At 44.1% G+C, this 19,965-nt stretch carries 13 protein-coding genes and 4 pseudogenes; 7 read left to right on the top strand and 10 right to left on the bottom strand.

Features of this window, described 5'->3' with window-relative positions; all coding sequences use genetic code 11:
• A pseudogene (locus CS022_RS11110) lies at positions 1-665 on the top strand (integrase core domain-containing protein); the annotation flags it as partial.
• A 126-nt stretch (positions 666-791) separates the two neighbouring features.
• Here CS022_RS11110 and CS022_RS11105 read toward each other — a convergent pair.
• From CS022_RS11105 to CS022_RS11080, 8 genes and pseudogenes are all read right to left on the bottom strand, one after another.
• Complete coding sequence (locus tag CS022_RS11105; protein ID WP_145964509.1) at positions 792-2,261, bottom strand: hypothetical protein; 1,470 nt, start codon at positions 2,259-2,261, stop codon at positions 792-794.
• Positions 2,262-2,627: 366 nt separating this feature from the next.
• On the bottom strand, positions 2,628-3,641 hold the full coding sequence (locus CS022_RS11100; protein ID WP_129122328.1) for a hypothetical protein: 1,014 nt from the start codon (positions 3,639-3,641) through the stop codon (positions 2,628-2,630).
• A 446-nt stretch (positions 3,642-4,087) separates the two neighbouring features.
• Positions 4,088-5,001, bottom strand: a pseudogene (locus CS022_RS11095) (M14 family metallopeptidase).
• A 147-nt stretch (positions 5,002-5,148) separates the two neighbouring features.
• Complete coding sequence (glcF, locus tag CS022_RS11090) at positions 5,149-6,108, bottom strand: glycolate oxidase subunit GlcF (RefSeq protein WP_235869467.1); 960 nt, start codon at positions 6,106-6,108, stop codon at positions 5,149-5,151.
• 11 nt (positions 6,109-6,119) lie between these two features.
• Positions 6,120-6,386, bottom strand: coding sequence for a 4Fe-4S dicluster domain-containing protein (locus CS022_RS26320; RefSeq protein WP_235869466.1), 267 nt, complete (start codon positions 6,384-6,386; stop codon positions 6,120-6,122).
• Positions 6,387-6,463: 77 nt separating this feature from the next.
• Positions 6,464-7,237 carry a hypothetical protein gene (locus CS022_RS11085; RefSeq protein WP_235869465.1) on the bottom strand — a complete coding sequence of 258 codons (774 nt, stop codon included), beginning with the start codon at positions 7,235-7,237 and terminating at the stop codon, positions 6,464-6,466.
• Positions 7,192-7,458 carry a hypothetical protein gene (locus tag CS022_RS26315; RefSeq protein ID WP_235869464.1) on the bottom strand — a complete coding sequence of 89 codons (267 nt, stop codon included), beginning with the start codon at positions 7,456-7,458 and terminating at the stop codon, positions 7,192-7,194. Before CS022_RS26315 ends, CS022_RS11085 begins: the two co-directional genes overlap by 46 nt.
• Entirely contained in the window at positions 7,448-8,932 is a 1,485-nt protein-coding gene (locus tag CS022_RS11080) for an FAD-linked oxidase C-terminal domain-containing protein (protein WP_129122327.1), read from the bottom strand. Before CS022_RS11080 ends, CS022_RS26315 begins: the two co-directional genes overlap by 11 nt.
• 191 nt (positions 8,933-9,123) lie before the next feature.
• On the opposite strand from CS022_RS11080, the gene CS022_RS11075 reads away from it, so the two are divergent.
• Positions 9,124-10,284, top strand: a complete 1,161-nt coding sequence (locus CS022_RS11075) for an AAA family ATPase (protein ID WP_129122326.1) — start codon at positions 9,124-9,126, stop codon at positions 10,282-10,284.
• 550 nt (positions 10,285-10,834) lie between these two features.
• Here CS022_RS11075 and CS022_RS24850 read toward each other — a convergent pair.
• On the bottom strand, positions 10,835-10,993 hold the full coding sequence (locus CS022_RS24850) for a hypothetical protein (protein ID WP_161569611.1): 159 nt from the start codon (positions 10,991-10,993) through the stop codon (positions 10,835-10,837).
• Between the two features lie 316 nt (positions 10,994-11,309).
• Between CS022_RS24850 and CS022_RS11070 the strand changes: the two genes are divergently transcribed.
• From CS022_RS11070 to CS022_RS26310, 5 genes and pseudogenes are all read left to right on the top strand, one after another.
• The gene (locus CS022_RS11070; RefSeq protein ID WP_129122325.1) at positions 11,310-11,645 is read left to right on the top strand and encodes a PilZ domain-containing protein; all 336 of its coding nucleotides are present in this window, start codon (positions 11,310-11,312) and stop codon (positions 11,643-11,645) included.
• A 220-nt stretch (positions 11,646-11,865) separates the two neighbouring features.
• The gene (locus CS022_RS11065; RefSeq protein WP_129122324.1) at positions 11,866-13,941 is read left to right on the top strand and encodes an EAL domain-containing protein; all 2,076 of its coding nucleotides are present in this window, start codon (positions 11,866-11,868) and stop codon (positions 13,939-13,941) included.
• Positions 13,942-14,149: 208 nt separating this feature from the next.
• Positions 14,150-16,689 (top strand): annotated as a pseudogene (locus CS022_RS11060) (Ig-like domain-containing protein).
• 553 nt (positions 16,690-17,242) lie between these two features.
• Entirely contained in the window at positions 17,243-17,851 is a 609-nt protein-coding gene (locus tag CS022_RS11055; RefSeq protein ID WP_129122323.1) for a TetR/AcrR family transcriptional regulator, read from the top strand.
• Between the two features lie 478 nt (positions 17,852-18,329).
• A pseudogene (locus CS022_RS26310) lies at positions 18,330-18,706 on the top strand (NADH:ubiquinone oxidoreductase).
• A 50-nt stretch (positions 18,707-18,756) separates the two neighbouring features.
• Here CS022_RS26310 and CS022_RS11045 read toward each other — a convergent pair.
• On the bottom strand, positions 18,757-19,932 hold the full coding sequence (locus tag CS022_RS11045; RefSeq protein ID WP_129122322.1) for a GNAT family N-acetyltransferase: 1,176 nt from the start codon (positions 19,930-19,932) through the stop codon (positions 18,757-18,759).
• Positions 19,933-19,965 lie beyond the last annotated feature (33 nt).

The raw sequence follows: 19,965 nt of genomic DNA, 5'->3' as shown, positions 1-19,965 counted from the left end.
TTGAGCAAGTCCCCGCAGGCAGGCTTCTGGAAGTGTTATGGACGCATGCGATACACGGGGCTCAGCTTCAATCACAAGCGAGTTTACTGCCGAATGGGCCTGAACCTAAAGCGGCGTCAAAAAACGTGTTTTACCTCAGCGAGCAGCGAAACCGTTGGCGGTGGTGATGGCGCAAAATCACCAGTGGGCACTGGACTTCATGCATGGCACGCTGTACTGCGGGAAGCGATTTGGTACCCTGAATGTTGAAGATGAAGCCACACGGGAATGCCTGGCTATCGAAGTGGATACATCGCTCCCGGCTGGACGAGTAGTGCGAACTCTAGAATACCTAAAAGAGGAGCGAGGTTTGCCTAAACAACTTCGCGTTGACAATGACCCAGAACGTATCTCTGCACAACTGGTGCGAAACACATGATATTGAGCTGATCTATATCGAACCCGGTAAGCCTCAGCAAAACGGCGTTGTGGAACGTTTCAACGGTTCGTTCCGCCGGGAGTTTCTGAATGCTTATCTATTCAAGTCTCTTGAGCAAGTACGAGACATGGCATGGATCTGGATGCTTGATTACAACGAAGAACGGACGCACGAATGTTTAGGAAACTTTCCGCCGGCTGAATACCGACGGAGACTGGAAATCTCTAGTTATTCGTTGTCTCGTTAACGGGGAAGTGGATAAATTCTCTAGCTAAATTATTTATAAGTAAAGTATAAAATATTGAATATGCGCCCATATAAATTAATGATGGCACCATATGGATCCATCATTAATTCTAATAATTTTGATGAGTTATAAATTTTGGCACAGGCCTTGGATTAGGTTGATGGTTTCGTTTGGAAGTTCACTCATATTAGACAATAAATAATTATGGTTATTTTTACACCGTTCGGGTGTACCCGCTAAGACTAGCAAAATCGTTTGCTTCAGATCTTTACTTTCCGGGTCATCAGCGCGCGATATTAGGTTTTCTCTTACTTCATCTGGTAGAGACTTGTTGTGGAAAACTTCAGTCAAGCTTTCGAGCACTTCGGATTGTGCCTCAGTTGAGATCATTGTCTTAATGGTCTGTAAGGCTTCAATATTTCCGATACTTGCCTGATTAGTAATCACTTTTACGGCAGCTGCTCTGGTGTATCGATCAAGTGCTTTATCACCTGTGTATTGGATTTGCTCTATCGTAGGTTGCAGATAATCGGGTGAGTTTGTCGCAGCCATTGCGTGAAATACTATCTGCTGTTTGTCTTGTGAATTAAGCTCTGTTGAGGCCTGAAACTTCTCTATCGACTCTTTAATTACATCATGTTGTTGTTTATCTACTTTCCCGAATAATCGACCAAGTTGCACTAGTGAGTTGTAATTTAGGCTTAACTCTTCTGTCGAAAAATCGTTACTCAGGTAGCCTAATGCTTCAACTGATATGTGAGTAGGTTCCTTGAGTGAGCCCATCGCAAAAACTGAACGGAAGACGTTACTGTACCTTGCGTTTGCGTCATTTATAATTTTCGATAAGAAGGGTTCAGTATCTTGATGCTGGAACTCACCTAACGCTCCAAAAAGTGCGCTTTGCTGCTCATCTGTCAGAGAGTCAATATACTGAATGATCTCGTCATAGCTAAAATTTTCAAAAAGATACTGGGGTAAACCTGCCAGAGCGTTTATGTCGTAGTTGTTGAGTGCGATATCGAGTTTATTCGCGACATCCTCGATGGAATTCATTGATGCAATCTGCCTTTTTGTTGTATGTAATATCAAGCGTTCAATTTCAGCGTTAGCTAACCTATTTCCATCTAAATTAAATTGTAACTGTTTAGGATCGACTGAAATTCTGCTTAACTTCATCTCCGCATCTACTGGCTGTGTAAAACGTCCGTCACCCAAGTTGGCTTGGCCCTGAGAAACGGTGTAGTACATTGATTCAATTGAAGTCATATCAGCTACGTTAGTCACAAAAAGCTGCCAACTTTCAGTTTGATAGGCTGGCTTTGGGTAAACTTCTATCAGTTTTCGGCCTATCTCATTTTGTGAGATCTTTGAGTATTCATATTTTGAATAGAACGCAGTATTGCTATCGCCAAAACGTACAACTTTATTTTTCACATCACTACTTAAAAGTTGTAGTACTCTTTCAAAGTTCCTAGCAGGATGTTTCTGATGAAGATTGTTCCAGTCTGTCTTTTTCAAATAACCATTTATGCTCCATTTTGCTTTTATGTGCGCCACACTCGAGATTAACTGTGATTCAGTATTGTTTGTTATCATTGGCTCAATGTAGATATCAAAAGTATTTTCTCTAGGCGCTAAAAATAGCGGTTTTTTGATATGAAAAGTATATTTTATTTCTTTAGGTAAATTGGAATTATTACTTGTTACTTCAACCAGATAAGACTCATATACCTTTTTCTTGCTCTGATTATTTTTCGTTTGGGATTGTATGTTTGTTCTCTATTCTCTCTATCCGGACTTTTTCTTCTAATTTCTTTCCATTATTGATAAAAAGGATAATTAAAATTAATACAACAGCGCTTATTATGAAAATTAATTTTCTTTTATTTGATATATACATGTCATACCTCCATAAAATATAACCGCCACAAGTATAGATGTGGCGGTTATATCTACTGAATATTAAGTCCGTTTCTCAAATACTCCGTTTTTGTACCAAACAGTTTGATTATAGAGGTTTATGTTATGCGACAGGATTGGATCCCAAGAGAATAAGTTTACGTCAAAGAATGCCCCCATAGGAACGGAGCCTTGTATACCGACAGTGCCATCCCCTGAAGTTAATTTAACGCTTGATGATAAGCTCAAGTAGTGGCGGTATTTGGATCCTGATTGATTAATTTTCCTGTATCCGATCTCAATTCCGGCTTTGGGTTTCACTCCTGCAACCCAAATTAGACCATAAGCATTTATGTTTGCCATTGAGTAAACACCAATGCCGATCATGCCACGCATCCCTCCCTTGGCTAAAGGTGAGACAGAAAACTCCACCGCACTGGGCATCTGAATTCCACCTATGACCACTGGGTTTTTGTCAATCTGTACTGGGCTCCACTTGCCGTATTTTTTTGTCGTTAATGCCAACTCAACGTTTGCAAGAATCGTCGCCTCCATTGCGAGGAAGAAAGGACCGACAGGTAACACCGCTAATGGAATCGGAATGAAGAGCTGGGGAGTAACACTAGCCTTAAAATCTCCATTCTTACAGCTTTGAACGTTAGCAAACACTGTAACGTTCTTTATGATTGGTTGTTGGTAGCTAAAGCCTTGGCACCCATTACTAATTCCCGGCTTGAACCAAAAGTTACTGCCTCCCCAACCGATAACAATGTTGGGAAGAATGTTAATCTTCCGGTGGAAGTTAAAAGAGCCAGTAGACTGATTTCTTGCGCCCCATATGTTCCACCGTCTGTAGTTATGGTCGACACTATCCATGTGTGCTTGTCGTGCTGAGCACCACCAACACCACCACGGTGGCCTCTCTTTGGGTCGAACATCCCCACCTTCACGCCAATCTTGAACGGCAAACTCAGATAGTTTAAACGCTGCTTGAGTTTCGCCAGAGAAGAAAGTCAAGGATATGGTAATGGCGACAGTCGCGGCGAACGCTATTAAGTTTTTCCTTAAATTAATCACTTTATACTCCTAATTATTTCTAGCCAATTGTTTGTTTTTAAAAAAACTTTGTCCTCCTCTTCGAAATAGCAGAAACAGTTTAGAGAATTCATTTCATATTGAGTAATTATCATTTTCTTATTTTTAGGATGGTTATCTTTACTATGGATCTATTTTTTAGTTGACTTTGTTTTATATGAATGAGGAGTGTTAGGATGTGTAAGGAGAGCAAAACTACTGTTTTTGATAGATATCAATGATTCTAATATAAATTTATTTTTATATTTTCTTTTTTGGTAAAGAAATAATATTTATCTTTATGTATATTTCTATCGATATTATTTTCACTTTAATTTATTTTTTTGTTTGGTGTTGTCACTGTTAAATATCGACGTTTTTAAGTTGGGGTTATCCAAATGCATGATGAATTCTTCAGGCAGCGATAGTGTTATGACTGCCCGGAAGAATTACTGTGCTGAGATAATGTAATCAAGCGCGCCTTTGATTGAGGCAACTTGCGCGTCATTACATTCTTGGTCGGTGACGTTCGCGCTGTCAGGGTAGACTTCTGTGGTGGTGCAGTATTGGCTGTCCGTAAAGCCTGCGCAAAGGAAAAACTTTTTCACAGGAATGTTGATGACACCTTCTTGTGAAACTTCAACGCCGATAAGTTTCCCACTTTCATCTGCTGGTGCAATGTGGGTGACTTTTCTTACTTCGTCGATTATCGCTTTTTGAAACTCAGGACGAGGGTTATCGGCGTCTCCGACGAGGTAGAACCCGTCTGGTATTGCGCCTTCGATATAGTCTTCACCGTCTCTCGCGGCCAATGCAGGGCGAAATTCACTTTCATCAGTGTCAGTGGTTTCGTGCAGGTCGATATGTGCAAAAACGGTTGAAGTGTGTTTGTGAACAAACGCCATTGCTTGCGCACATTCTTCAGAAGGACTGTCAGCTTTGAATGATCGATTTGGATCGACGGTATTCGGGTTCCAACGATTAATGGTTTCGTATCCCCATGGCTGATACACGGTGTAGCAATGAAGTTGAAGTGCTCAGCATATGATTCGGCTAGTGTATCAAAAAACTGCAGAGCACCTTGCACGCCGCTTTTCTCGTAGCCGTGAACGCCGCCTGTAATCAAAACAGCCGGTTTGTTTTGATCCCAATTGCGTGAACGGATACCAAATAATGGATAACGTTCAGCGTCGATTGGTAAGCTGCCATACTGTTCAATGTCATAGCGATCAGCTAACTGGTCAATTTTCGAGATGACCTCGTCACTGTAACTTCGTTTAATTGTTGTTTGCTCAAGCCACTGTTGTTTGTCTGCTTCTGTCCAAGGGGTGCCTGGTGTGCCAATAGGGTATGAGTGGGTCATATTGTTTATTCCGTGTTTTATAGAATACTAGGTTGCAAAGATTACCATGAGGCGTGGGTTGGGCTAGGAATGGCGTGCGATAAAGAGAACAAAACCTCAGAAAACTGAGGTCATGAGTGTTCTTTCAACAGAAAAAAACAGTGAGCTTCAACTCGGTGTATATGTCAGCAGCTCATCGACAATTTCTGACCAGTGCCTCACGTCAACCTGACTGGCAGAGGCGAGGTGAAGTTGGCAACCAATATTGGCCGTCACAATGACATCGGGGTTATCTGTCGTCAGCGCATTCAGCTTTTGTTCGCGAAGTGTATTACTGATCGCGGGTTGTAGAATGGAATAGGTTCCTGCTGAGCCACAACAAAGGTAATCCTCTTTCGTTATCGCAAGGGTAAAGCCAAGGTCAATAAGTATCTGTTTGACACTGTCTGGTAATCGCTGAGCATGGTTCAATGAACAAGGGCAATGAACTGCGACACGTTTTGTTTCAGGGACCTTAACAGGCAGAGTGGCGAGATTTTCTTTTTTTAACACTTCACTCAGATCGAGGGCTAGCTCACTGACTCTTGCCGCTTTTTCACGGTATCTAGGGTTGTCAGCCATTAGCTCCCCGTAATCTTTGATCATGCTGCCACAGCCCGATGCAGTGATCACAATGGCTTCAGCTCCTCGCTCTATTTCTGGCCACCAAGCATCGATATTTCGTTTGATATCTTCCTTGGCTCTTTCTGCCTCCGAGAGGTGCTGGTTCACAGCGCCACAGCACCCTTCTTGCCGAATATCCATCAAGGAAATCCCCAGCCTTGCGAGAATACGCTGACTACTTATCCAAGTGTTGGGCGTGGCAGCTGACTGAACGCAGCCAGTGAAACCAATCATGGTTCTTTTACCCCCGCGCTCGACAGGCAGTGTCATTTTCTTCGTTTGTTGAGTTGGCAGTTTTGCTGAAACTATTTTTGGCAGTGCGAATGAAAATATTCTGCCGAGTTTGATCCCAATAGCCATGATATTGGATTGGGGAACCAGCCTCGTGAGTAACCATCGAGTGATGGTGTCGGCTTTTGTTCGAGGCGCATGTTTTTCTATCTGTTGCCGTCCAATGTCGAGCAACTGCCCATACTCTACGCCGGAAGGCAGGTGGTTTCACAGCTTCTGCATGTCAGACAGCGATCGAGATGTTTCTGTGTCTTTTCAGTTGCGGTTCCCTCTTCCAACATCTGTTTGATGAGGTATATGCGACCCCTAGGGCCATCGCGTTCATCACCCAACGTTTGATAGGTCGGGCAAGTCGCATTGCAAAAGCCGCAATGTACGCAGGATCTCAGTATTTCGTTTGCTTTTTTCCCTTCTTGGGTGTTTAAGAACGATTCAGGTAAATTAGTTTTCATACTCTCGTCCTTTTATCAATTCAGCCAAGAATACAATCGGCCGGGGGTGAACACATGATAGGGGTCAAAGGCATCTCTCACTCTTTGATGGAGTGCTTTGTGGTGTTGGGGAAGGGGGTGAAAAACATCTTCACTGCCGTTTCTATTTGAATAGAGCTTGCATGCCCACCATACTTTTCGGCTAAAGAGCAAAGAGTATCGAACTGTTCGTCTGTATTCAGCAGCCAACGGAGTCCACCAGCCCAATCAATGAACGACTCATCGATGGCGTGGAAGAGAGGTGCATCGGGTGCCACGCTTAATCGGTACACCGAACGATGATTGGTTTTCAATAACTGGAACTCTCGTATCTCGTTCCAAAACATCTTGTCATGAATCGCGTCCCCACCAAGCTGTCTCTCTGCTTCACGCACACTATTTCGAGTGCCAGAAAGGCGGGTATACATCACTCCTTTGTGCCATGTTAAGCCACTGATGGGGTGAGGCTGTCGGGTAATTTTCCGCATTTCTATGAGTGCTTCCGCGGCGTCACTCTCCTTAACCAGTGTGAGTTCACACTCCGGTATTGGCATGACCCGAAGACTGATCTCAGAGAGGATCCCTAATGTTCCCATTGCTCCAGCTTGTAAACGTGAAACATCATAGCCCGCGACATTTTTCATGACCTGTCCACCAAAGGTCAGGTGTTGTCCAAGGCCATTGATCAATTTAACACCCAGCACAGAGTCTCTTGCTGACCCCCAAAAAGGCCGGGAAGATCCGCTGTTATTGGTGGCCAGTACGCCACCCAGTGTTGATTTTCCTTTCAGCTCAGCGGGTTCAAAAGCCAGTTGCTGGTTGTTTTCAGCCAAAAGTGAATTAATGTCTGATACTGATGTTCCGGCTCTCGCTGTGATGACCAGTTCAAGGGCTGGTAATCGACAATTCCATGATGATCACCGATGTTGAGTGTTTTACCCGTTGGTGCTCTGCCCATAAAATGCTTTGAGTTTCCACCTACAAGGTTGAGCTGGCTCTTTGTGTCGATAGCTTCAAGAACCTGCTCACAAAGGTAAACTGACTTATCTGTCATTTTCGCCTCCCATTTCAGGTCTATTTGCTGTTGAGGAAAGAAATGTGCTGGCATCGAAATTCGTCAGCGTTCTATATTCCTGGCAATGTTTTGGCTCGGGTATTCCTTTTCCGGGGTTGAGTGTTCCATCAACATCAAACGCTTCTTTTAATCGGTGGAATTGTGAAAGCTCGAGGTCTGTGAATTGCTCACGCATCTGATTGATCTTTTCTGAACCAACCCCATGCTCACCGGTAATACAGCCTCCTACCTTCACGCATAGCGCAAGAATGTCAGCACCAAATTTTTCTGCTTTCTCAAGCTCACCTGACTGATTGGCATCGAAAAGTATCAGGGGGTGAAGATTACCGTCTCCTGCATGAAAAACATTGGCAACCCGCAGGCCAAATTGGTCTGACATGCGATGTATTTCAGTAAGTACATGGGCGAGGTGTCTTCTCGGTATTGTGCCATCCATGCAGTAATAATCAGGTGATAATCGTCCTACTGCCGGGAAAGCCGATTTTCTTCCCTTCCACATCAGCGCTCTTTCTTGCTCGTCAGCTGACACTCGGATGCTGCTGGCATGGTGCTCAGACAAAATTGTACTGACTCTGTCTATCTGATCGTTGACTTCGGCTGCGTTGCCGTCCAACTCACAAAGTAGAAGTGCTTCTGCATCTTTTGGGTAGCCTGCTTTGGCAAAGTCTTCCGCCGCCTGAATCGCATATCTATCCATCATTTCAAGGCCTCCAGGGATAATGCCGTGACCTATGATGGCTCCCACTGCATCTGCGGCGTAGGTGAGAGAATCAAAACCTGCCAAAAGTACCTGTGCGACGTCGGGTATAGGAAGAAGCTGCACAGTCACTTCGGTGACCACACCCAGCATGCCTTCAGAGCCAGTCAAAATAGCCAGCAAATCGAATCCGGGCTGGTCGAGGCTACCGCCACCAAGTTTGAAACGTTCCCCAGTAATGTCGATCATCTCGAGTGCGACAACATTATGGATAGTGAGGCCATACTTAAGGCAATGTACACCACCTGCATTTTCAGCGACATTTCCGCCAATAGAGCAAGCTATTTGTGAAGATGGGTCAGGGCCATAAAAAAGGCCATAAGGTTTAGCTGCGTCAGAAATTGCAATGTTTCTTACGCCTGGTTGTACCACAGCGACTGCGCGATCTGGCTCGATGGAAATAATTCTGTCGAGGCGTGACAGTGATAAAAGGACGCCTTCTCGGTGAGGCAGTGCGCCAGCAGAAAGACCTGTTCCGGCCCCTCTTGGTACGACAGGGATTTTGTGTTGGTGGCAAACCCGCAGTACGGCGGCCACTTGTTCACTGTTTGCTGGCAACACGACCAGCATTGGCATGACTTGATAAACAGATATGCCATCGCACTCAAACGGCTTTTTGCTCTCATCGTCTTCGATAACATGTTCGGCCCCTACAACAACAGTTAATAGTGCCGCCAGTTCCTTTCGGGTAACCATAACAACGCTCTTCCTTAATTCGTCATGAACAACGTATCTTAGAATATTGCCTGAGACTGTCTCATTCGCGCGTGTTCTCTTTTCAATAAGTGAACTTAATCGTTACCCAAAGTGCAGGCATGTGAAACACGTTTTAATTTCGCTTGTCGTCTGTTACCGTTTGAAAATCTGCAGATTATCTTGTTTCTACTATGCTCACCTCGCTATCAATTTCTAACTATCGCTCAATCAGGGACATCACCCTTCCTCTCGGTCCATTAAATGTCATTACTGGTGCAAACGGCACAGGGAAGTCAAACCTATACAAGTCGCTGAAACTTTTGGCTGATACAGCGAAAGGAGGCGTTATTCCTTCGCTGGCGATACAAGGTGGGTTGGACTCGGTGTTTTGGGCTGGCCCTGAGAGCTTTAGTAAAGCAATGAAATCAGGGGAGATACCTATTGAAGGCGGGCCAAGAAAATCGCCAGCACGTTTAAAAATGGGATTTGCGGCAGAAGATTTCGGATATTCTATTTCCTTGGGTTTGCCTACGCCCAGCAATAGTTATTTCAGCCGTGACCCGGAAATAAAGCATGAGTGTATTTTCACAGGTTCTCAGGCTCGACTGAGCGCAATGTTGGTTGAACGCAAAGCCAATGTAGTGCGTATCCGTGAAGGACGAAGTTGGTCGGTATGTCGACAGCATTTGCCCATGTATGACAGTATGTTTGACCAAGTCGCAGACCCTTCAGCTGCGCCGGAAGTGTTTCATGTCAGGGAAAAAATTCGCGGCTGGCGTTTTTACGATCAGTTTAGGACTGATGCCGATGCGCCTGCACGACAGCCTCAGCAAGGAACAAGAACAATGGCGCTGCACCATGATGGCCGTGACGTGGCTGCCGCGATAAGAACAATTCTCGAAATTGGCGACAGAGAAGCGCTTGATACAGCTATTGAAGATGCATTTCCGGGCTGTAGGTTGCGTGTCTCTGTTGCTGAAGAGGGTTTAATGGATCTGGCTTTTGAACAGCATGGTCTGCTCAGGGCACTTAAAGCGTCTGAGCTATCAGATGGTACGCTGAGATTTGTACTCTGGGTTGCCGCCCTGCTAACGCCTAGACCTCCAGGATTGATGGTGCTCAACGAGCCAGAAACCAGTCTTCATCCAGATTTACTGCCCTCGTTGGCCAAACTGATTATGTACGCCGCAAACCAGACTCAGGTTTGGGTGATTTCGCACTCTAATCGATTGATTGCGTCGTTAAACAAGCATCCAGAATGTATGGGATTTGAGTTGGAAAAAGTGTTGAGTGAAACAACGATCGTCGGGCAGGGCATGTTTGATCGGCCTAACTGGAAGTGGCCAGATTGACTGACGATGTAAATGTGACTGTCTTGAATTATGGATGTCTCAATGCGTTTCATTATTTACAATTTTATGAAAAACTCTATTTTTAATTGAAATAAATATTCGATTAGATCACGTTATCGTGTGTTATTCTGAGTTTTTAATCAGTAATTGTTATCAAAATGAAAAGAGAAGGGTATTGTAATTGCCGTTGACTCGATGGCGTGTGATGCCCTGTGTGCCTTACTTTGGCGACACAAGACACGTCTCCTTAATCAAACGGGGGACCACCATGAGAATACCTTTCTTTTTGAAGCTTTTAATTCCCATTATCTTATTTATGGGGTTGATGGCTAGCCCAGTGTTTTATGCCTTCTATGGATGTAGTGTTGCCGGTGAATCGAGCTGGTCGGTTGCTTGTCGCGGCTAATGCGTTTTTTTAAATAAGTAAGGCCACTCTGTGAGTGGCCTTACTTTACTGTTCGCTTTACTGATGTACTGATCCGGTTTGAATCGACTGGCCTTGAGTAGGACTTGTTGTGCTATTCGTTACCGATGCGGTTGATATGTGTTGTTAGATAAGATCCCACATTGCAATAGTCAATCCACTCAAAAGACCCGCCAGTAGAATAAAAAGACCAGTAAGTTGTTGTTTTCTCTTTTCATTTAACATATTCATATCCTTATTGGTTGATGAGGCTTTTTCATTTTTGTTTTCATTGCCCCGATTCACGTTAAGTCCACATCCGTGGTCATATTGTGAATAACTAACCAAGAAGCATGCCAGCTTCGATACTTCCACTAACTCATTGATCTATATTGCTTTAGCGCATGCTTTCTTTTATCTGAATTTTTCTTGCCTTGTAAGTGTTGGTCAAAAATCACAATTGTTAGGATTTCTTACTACGTATTTGTGATGCCGAGCGAAATAATCCTTGTTCTGCGACAAATTGGGTCTCATAAATGAGCCAGAAATGAGACTCGACCCATTGATAGCATCTTATTGCGCCAAGAATAAGCGCGAAGGTATCTGATGATTGCAGGGAAGCATGGCGAATATTCGACGTTGGGAAAGACATAACTGTATGCCGCGAGTTGTAGCCAGAATGTTCTGGTGCCACAGCCTGCTGCCGACAGTCAATGTGCTTGTTGTTGATGTGTCGACAAACGGTATTGGTATTGTCTCGCCTTGGCGTCTTGATGAAGGGGCATGTGAAATAAAACTGACCTCATTGCCACCGGTGAAAGGCATTGTGAAACGTTGTTTTTACAGAAGTGTTAAAGGAAAAACCCGATACCATTATGGTTTACAACTGTCGAAGCCACTCCATCGAATTCAGCTCTATAACATCCTGCATGGCATGCCACTAAGCCAAAAACAGTAACCATTGTCCAAAAAATTTTATCTTGGGGCTGCTAATGCAAAGTGCGTCATATTGCCTGTGATGAAATGAATTTCTTATTATATTTCAACGATTTCACTAATGAGACGTTATTTAGCATATTTGTAAGTATGATATTTGGCCATACTGGTTGATAGATAAAGCGATATCAACATTTCTTTGCTGTCCAGATGGTCAGTAAACACCTGAAGGTTTCGCACTCATGACAAACGGTTCCGAGAATCCCTCGTCAGTGGCGTTTAATGTTGCTCCATTTAAACAAAGCCTTTCGATGAGCCTTAAAGCTATCAGAGATGGTATGTTATGGCTTGTACCTTGTCTGATGATTTCATCGTTTATTGGCCTAGCTGCTGGTACGTTGGACCTTCTTGGCCTTGGCTCTGACAGTCTCCGATTGACGATATCTATCATCCGTTACGAGATGGTCTCTCTTTATCCTTATCTATTCTGCGCTTCTATTTCTACCATGATGGCCATTCAGTGGCGCTTACCCCGGACGCCCATAGGCATGTTGTCCATTGTATATCTGGCGATTTCTCATCAAGTCATGGACACCAGCTCCCAGCTCGTCACCAGTACAATGACATTTGTCGGTATTACTTTGCCTTTACTGTTTGTTCCAGTGATTTCTGCGCTGACCGAATACAGGTGGACGAAGATTCTGAAAAAAGACATTGGGGGAGAGTTAGTCAAAGACTCAATGAATCTCATTATTCCGGCGATATTGAGTACTGCTTTGGTATTGGTATACGCATCGGCCTTAGAGGGAATGGGCGATGTCATTAGTATTCCTGAATTAAGCAAGCATCTTGACGTTTTCTCCGAGCCGCTTGAAAGTGGCCTGATTTACACCACGTTCAACTCTCTTTTTTGGTTCATTGGCATCAACGGCTATTACGCCTTGTCTCCGATGATCGAGCCGCTCAACTCGGCGGTAGAGTTAAACAATGCACTTGTCGCGTCCGGCGCTGAGCCCGCCTCAATCATGAATATGTCGTTTTTGTCATGTTTTGTGTTTGTAGGGGGGAGCGGGGCGACCCTCGGCTTGGTCATGGCGATTTTGCTTTTCTCGTCCAGCAATCGAATGCGGCTTATAGCGTTGGCAAGTCTGCCTCTTGGCTTTTTGGGTATCAACGAACTCCTTATGTTTGGATTGCCATTAATTCTGAACATAAAGCTACTGGTGCCGTTTGTGATTGCACCGTTGGCCAACTTACTTCTTGCCTTTTTGGTGATAGAAATGGGTTGGGTGGATATGCCGTCGGCGCTGGCGCCTATTCCCAGCCCCATATTTTTCAACGCTTATATTTCAACGGGTGGAGATCCGGCTGCGCTAGTACTTCAGTTTGCCGTTCTGATTTCTAGCCTATTGATTTACACGCCGTTTATTGTCTTGCTCGAAAAAGAATCGCAGTCCGAAGTACTCTATATTCCTTCGTTGGATACAACGCTCAATCGGCGAGAAGAGGAGGCATATATTCTGACTACCGATCCGGTCAATGAACAATTAAATAAAGGCACTGAATACAAAGGGCTGCTGAGTAAAATTAAGCGGATCAGGGAAAGGGAATTTTTCCTTGAGTATCAACCGCAAAAGAGTCTCGATAAGGGTAAAGTGGTCTCGGCTGAGGCGTTGATTCGAGTCAAAGATAATTTCGGAAATATAGAGCCGCCAATGAAATTTATGCCACTCTTCGAGAAGGCTGGCCTTTTGACTGACATAGATCTTTGGGTGGTCGCCCGTGCGCTGGAGGACTGCCTGGACTGGCAAAAGCAAGGAGTGGAAAATACGGTTTGCGTGAATATTGGCTGTCAGACCATCAGCAGCCGTGAAGCGATTGATAAAATAGTGAGGTTAATTAAACCGCACCCCGGTATTGTCTCGTTTGAGATCACTGAGGAATCTTTGGTCGAGAAAAACCGCGACGTTGAGAGGAATATCGCAGCACTTCATGCCGCTGGATCTGAAGTACATATTGATGATTTTGGCACGGGTTACAGTTCTTTAAGTTATCTCAATCATTTCGAAATAGATGCGATCAAAATTGACAGGAGCTTTGTTCTTTCTCTCGACACTGAGAGAGGAAAGAAAGTACTCAGCAGCTTGATGGGTATAGCAGAACAGCTTGATCTTGATGTTATTGTCGAAGGTGTTGAAACTGACGAGCAGATGTCATTTATCAGCCAGTTTAACCGAGTACTCGTTCAGGGCTGGTCAGTCAGTAAGTCATTGTCTCTAGAGCAATTTATTCAGTTTTCTGGCCAGAGAAATCAGTAGTATTGTGAGTCCATCCATTCAAACATAACTTCATCAATAAATGTTATCGGTTTGTTGCGTTTATTTTGCGAGTCACCGTTAAAAGACAGTAAAAACAAGATTATAAGCCTTTACCTAACCTCCTTTCCCTTTAGATGATGGCAAAGCGTCCTTGGCCGTTAAACGCGTGGCCAAATCAGTTTTTTCTCTTCTCTTAAAGGAAATAGTTATGGTACGGAAACTCCTGCATTGTGCAGTGTTAGCGGGCCTTGGCATCAGCCAATCGGCGTTCGCTGTCGATTGCACGAACCTGCCGAGCTGGTCTGCAGATGCGACTTATACAGGTGGTGATCAAGTCAAACAAAGTCAGTCTGCTTTCGTGGCGCGCTGGTGGTCTAAAGGAAATTCACCTGAACAGTTCTCTGGCCCTTGGCAGGAATGGAAGAGCCTTGGGACCTGCAACACAGATGGGAATCAGCTCCCTACTGCATCGATTGTTTCTCCTCTGAATAACGCTGTGTTTGCAGTTGGACAAGACATTACTTTGATTGCAAAAGCGGACGATTCTGACGGTGATATCGTGTCTGTTGAATTTTCAATCAATAACAGCACTATCCCTGCTCAGTTCGAGAATGGTAATTATCGCGCTGCGTGGGCCGCTGTGGCGGGTACATTCACGCTTACCGTGGTTGCGTTGGACAATGACGGCGATAAAGCAGAAACGCAGATTACTCTCTCTGTGGAAGATAAAGTTGGCCCTACACCACCCAATGTATCTTTAACTTCACCTGCGGCTGATGCCCAGCTCAAAGTTGGCGATACCGTGCGCCTCTCAGCTGATGCAGCAGATAGCGATGGTTCAGTCACTAGCGTTGCGTTCTATGTTGATGATGAAGTGGTCGCGACCTCAGAAGGACCCGTTTATGACGCTAACTGGACAGCCGTAGAGGGCTTGCATTCATTCAAAGCGAAAGCGACTGATGATGATAATCTCGAGACTTGGTCAGAAGAAGTCAGCCTCATGGTATCTGGCGGTTCATCGGGTCAATGTAAAGGTGTCGCACAGTATGTTGTAGGGCAACAATACGCGTCGGGCGATGTCGTACAAAATATGAATCAGAAATACCAATGTGAAGTAGGTGGTTGGTGTTCATCTGATGCTGCATGGGCTTATGAGCCGGGTAAAGGGCAGTATTGGGAAGATGCATGGAAAGGTTTGGGTATTTGTGCAGTATTGCCAACTGTCGCTATTACATCTCCTTCTGATAATGCTGTGCTGTTAAACGGAAGTGAGATTGCCCTATCTGCAAGCGTTTCAGATGCTGACAGCGCTATCGCTGATGTCACCTTCTATGCTGGAGGCACTGAAGTAGAACAAGACGTGTCGGCTCCTTACAGTGTGAACTGGCAGGTGTCCGGGGTTGGTGAGCAGGTTATTCGTGCCGTCGCCACTGATGAAAACGGTAGTCGATTTGAGGATTCCGTTTCTGTCTCTGTCAGCGATGAATCTTTGGTTGCTACACTCACATCTCCAGCATCAGGTACACAGGTTAGTTTAGGTAAATCTTTGACACTTTCCGCCGAGGCAAGCTCGCTGACTGGAAGTGTTGAATTGGTCGAATTTTATGTAGATGGTCGAGCTGTCGCTTCAGACAGTACTTCACCTTATAGCGTTCAATGGACACCGGGTGCTGTTGGTAGTTACGCCGTCTCCGCTAAGGCGACTGACAATACGGGTTTCTCAGTATCAACGGCTGCATCACGCGTTGGAGTAGTTGAGAAAGTCGCGGTGAAGCATAAGTTAATTGGTTACTGGCACAACTTCGTAAATGGCGCCGGATGCCCGCTGAATCTTAGCGAAATGTCAGAAGCGTGGGATGTCATTGACATCGCGTTTGCGGAAAACGATCGAAGCAGCAACGGCACTGTGCACTTTACGCCTTTTAATGGTGATATCCGCAGTACTTGTCCAGTGTTGATCCAGAACGCTTTAAGCGTGAGATGGCTGAGTTACAGGCGAAAGGAAAGATCTTTGTATTATCTCTGGGCGGCGCAGAAGGCACCATTACCCTGAATACTGATAATGATGAGGCTAACTTTGTTTCCAGCCTCTCAGATATCATTAAGGAGTGGGGCTTTGACGGACTGGATATCGATTTGGAGAGTGGGTCCAATCTTGTTCACGGATCTCAGATTCAGGCTCGTTTACCAAGAGCATTGAAAAAGATTGAAGCGAACATGGGCGGTGATATGTACCTCACCATGGCACCAGAACACCCTTATGTACATGGTGGAATGATCGCCTATTCCGGTATTTGGGGTGCGTATATTCCGTTAATCGACGAGTTGCGTAGTTCGCTAGATCTATTGCATGTGCAACTCTATAACAATGGTGGTCTACCCAATCCTTATTTAACCGGCTCGGCACGAGAAGGCTCGGTAGATATGATGGTTGCGCAGTCTAAGATGCTGATTGAGGGATTTGAATTAGCAAACGGAGAAATGTTTAGGCCATTGCGAAGTGATCAGGTTGCTATTGGTTTGCCATCTGGGCCCAAATCAGCCAATTCTGGTCAAGCGCCAACACAGAATATTCTGGATGCTCTGGACTGCGTAACTTCAGGCAGCCGTTGTGGAGAGGTTAAGCCAGACTTCAACTATGAAGATTTTGGCGGAGTGATGACATGGTCTATTAATTGGGATCAATTTGATGGCTTCAATTTCTCTGGCCCAGTTGGAGATAAGCTCCGGGTAATGAATACACAATAAGATGATAAGACTGAAAAAGGCCTCGAAAGAGGCCTTTTTTTATCACTCAAATGAGGATTGACCTTGGGGACGATTGATCGTTCTTACCAAAAGATCTGACTATCGTCATTTATCGCCATATTTTCGGCAATAAATGTTACAGATTTGAATGATTGGGACAATTTTAAAATTGACAACATGTATAGTCAGAATTTCGATAAAAATAAACGAGCTCAATATGCATCAATGATTATATTACTCAACGTTTGCTTTAAATGCTAACCGCTACCGTTACCTTTAAGGAGGCTTTCATTGCTCGCCCGGAGTTTTACTGGCTTCTTGAAGCTATTGACTGAGTGCTTGTGAATAGGAAATACATTACAACGTTTTTAGTGGTGTATATAAAAATGAGTTTATATTCATAATTAACGGAACTTTAATCAAGATTATGCAACAAAGTTTATTGAAACGGATGAATACGACTGTATCAGATTGAAGCAGTCAGAAGAGTTCCAAATAACAAGGAATGTAAGCGTTCATCGTAATTGGGCGTCTGTGTCCAGTGGAGGAAAATTTGGGACGTCAAGAAGAAAAGTCAGAGCAAACCAAGGCAAAATTAATGGCAGCAGCCCATTACTTGCTCGTGGAGCATGGTTACCATCGTACTTCAACTGCCGCAGTCTGCCGGCGGGCTGGCATTGCCAGAGGCACAATGCTTCACCATTACCCAAATAAAGATGCATTGGTGATAGCAGCGATGGAAGACACACTTTTGCGTCAAGCTACTGCGTTTATCAAGACAATCCAAGCGAATAAAAACATGAGTTTGGCAGACTTGATGCGTGATGTGTTTGAGGTAATGAAAGGTCCTACGTTTGTCGCTGGGCTAGAGATCGCTAATGCATCGCGTACGGAACCCGCGTTGGGTGAGATGTACAGAGCGGCAATGGCTAGATTTGAAGAACAGATCGTTTGGATCGTCAATATGGCGTTTCCGAAGTGGGAGCGTGACTTCGATACCGTTAAAAGAGCAACAGCCCTCGTAATGCGTTCAATGGTCGGTTTGGCTATGGACCGTATTATATTGAAAAAGAGTGACGAGGAATCTGCGGCACATTTAGAGATGCTGATAGTAATGGTAGAAACTTACGGAATTAATATTGTTAAAAATCGAAAAAGTTAACTAGGTCGTTGTAACGCGATAACGCGCTGTTGCAACGTCTTTTCTCTTCACAATCAACATGATTCCTTTCTGATAGTTCCTCATGGTTTTGCGTTTGTGTCACGTTTTCGTTCTTGGTGTCTTTTCATGGCGCAGTCAAACAAAATATCAATTCTTCTTATTATAAAATCAAAGCTTGTCAATTCCATCTCTCAGAGTAAGAATTAGGTTTTCTATCTATTATATTAAAAAATGAATGAGTATCGCCATAATCAGTATCTCAATGCTTTAAATTAACAAAGATTTAACATTGATGCTTGATTTCAACGCCATTCATTCGTTTAGATGGTGTTTATAACGAAAAATAAATTTCGATATTTCAACAGGTAAAGATTTACCTTCACAAGCCCTATTGATAATTGGTTATTTTTTGTTCAATATGGGCTGGTATTGAGTAGATCGTAACTTAACCTTTATTAACGAGAGTTTTTCAAAGATTATGGCGTACATATTAGTCGTTTTATTGTCTGTACTTGGTGGACTGTTGGCCGCTGAGCACTTCCACAGCTTTTTAGTGGGGTTTGCTATTGCTTCGCTAGCGACGGGGGCATGCTATTGGTTAAGCTTCAGACACACTAAGTATCCGCAACTTGCATTTTTATGCCTTTTAGCTGGATTGATGCTAAAATCGCCGTAACAGTATTCGGTGTAATGTGGAGCCTCGAACAGGAGATCATCTCATCACCGTTTGTTTTCTCAGTGTCGTACCTGTTCTTCACGATCACGTGTACTTACTTCTACTTCAGATTTCGCCAGTTTAGCGATAAGAAAGCGAAAGATATAAAAGCGAAACTGACGACCTCTAGTGACGTTTAAATCTAGTGTAATGTTAAACGTAAAAAAGGCGCCCAAGGCGCCTTTTTTTGTTATGACTCAGCTGTGTGTTTATACGGTAAACATTTTTCTGCATCTTTTTTGTAAAGATCCAAATGTTGTTTTTCACGGTCAACAAAGTCTTCAATCGCCGAATGAAACTGAGGATGAAAAAGCTTATGCAAACTGTAAGTCCATATAGGTTCAAATCCTCTGATTAATTTGTGCTCACCTTGCGCGCCCGCCTCAAATACAGTCAGTTGGTTTTCAATGCAGTATTCGATACCTTGATAGTAACAGAGCTCAAAGTGAAGGTGGTTATGCTCTTCGCTACACCCCCAATATCGTCCAAAAAGTGTTGAGGAGGAACGAAGGAAGAGTGATGCCGCGACTATTTTTTCGTTTCTCATGCCGCAGATAAGTACGAGGTTGTTTGGCATTGTGACGCCCAAATGCATGAAAAACGTTTCGTTGAGGTAGCCTTCATGTCCTGAACGTTTGAGGTAGGTATTTCGGTAGAAACAGTAAAACTGCCGCCAGTCATCTTCTGAGATGTTTTCGCCTTCTTTAACGCAAATCGTAACGTCATTTTCGAGTGCGCTCTTCCGTTCTTTGCGAATACTTTTTCTTTTGCGTGATGTGAGAGACGCGAGAAAGTCATCGAAATGACTATATCCGCGATTGTACCAGTGAAACTGAACGGATTGTCTCACTGCCAATTCTGCATGACAGGGTAACTGTATTTCGCTTTTTTCTGGGAACAAGATGTGAAAACCTGAGCTTTCATACTGCCGTGCCAATGCTTCAACCTGCTCTAGAAGCAGCGCGCTGACGATATGATAATCTGCTGATGGATGGATGAAATATCGAGGGCCAGTGACAGGAGTAAAAGGAATAGCACAAACAAGTTTTGGGTAGTAGTCGAGACCATGTGCCTCATAGGCATCAGCCCAAGACCAATCAAAAACATACTCGCCCATAGGGTGGCTTTTGATAAAACAAGGCGCAACGGCAATCAGCTTATCGTTTTGATAGACAGATACGTATTGAGGACTCCAGCCCGTGTGGGATGTAATAGCCTGACTTTGCTCCAGGGCTTTGAAGAATGCATACAAGCAAAACGGATTATCATTACCGGCAAGCTGATCCCACTCAACAGGATCGAATGCATCGAGAGATGAATGAACCTCTCGGCGAAAATTTATCTCTGGAAACTGCTTATCTACCATATCCTTATTTTGCTCACGCTAGTTAAAATTAAC

The organism is Veronia nyctiphanis, from assembly GCF_004116385.1.
Classification (GTDB): domain Bacteria; phylum Pseudomonadota; class Gammaproteobacteria; order Enterobacterales; family Vibrionaceae; genus Veronia; species Veronia nyctiphanis.
The sequence above is the reverse complement of the archived record's forward strand: the minus strand, read 5'-3'. Positions and strand labels throughout refer to the sequence as shown.

Excerpts from the sequence above, each read along its gene's own strand:
- CS022_RS11075 (WP_129122326.1), top strand. The coding sequence starts at position 9,124 with ATGCTCACCTCGCTATCAATTTCTAACTATCGCTCAATCAGGGACATC.
- CS022_RS11105 (WP_145964509.1), bottom strand. The coding sequence starts at position 2,261 with ATGATAACAAACAATACTGAATCACAGTTAATCTCGAGTGTGGCGCAC.
- CS022_RS11080 (WP_129122327.1), bottom strand. The coding sequence starts at position 8,932 with ATGGTTACCCGAAAGGAACTGGCGGCACTATTAACTGTTGTTGTAGGG.
- CS022_RS11070 (WP_129122325.1), top strand. The coding sequence starts at position 11,310 with ATGGCGAATATTCGACGTTGGGAAAGACATAACTGTATGCCGCGAGTT.
- CS022_RS11065 (WP_129122324.1), top strand. The coding sequence starts at position 11,866 with ATGACAAACGGTTCCGAGAATCCCTCGTCAGTGGCGTTTAATGTTGCT.
- CS022_RS11045 (WP_129122322.1), bottom strand. The coding sequence starts at position 19,932 with ATGGTAGATAAGCAGTTTCCAGAGATAAATTTTCGCCGAGAGGTTCAT.
- CS022_RS26320 (WP_235869466.1), bottom strand. The coding sequence starts at position 6,386 with ATGAAAACTAATTTACCTGAATCGTTCTTAAACACCCAAGAAGGGAAA.
- CS022_RS26315 (WP_235869464.1), bottom strand. The coding sequence starts at position 7,458 with ATGACAGATAAGTCAGTTTACCTTTGTGAGCAGGTTCTTGAAGCTATC.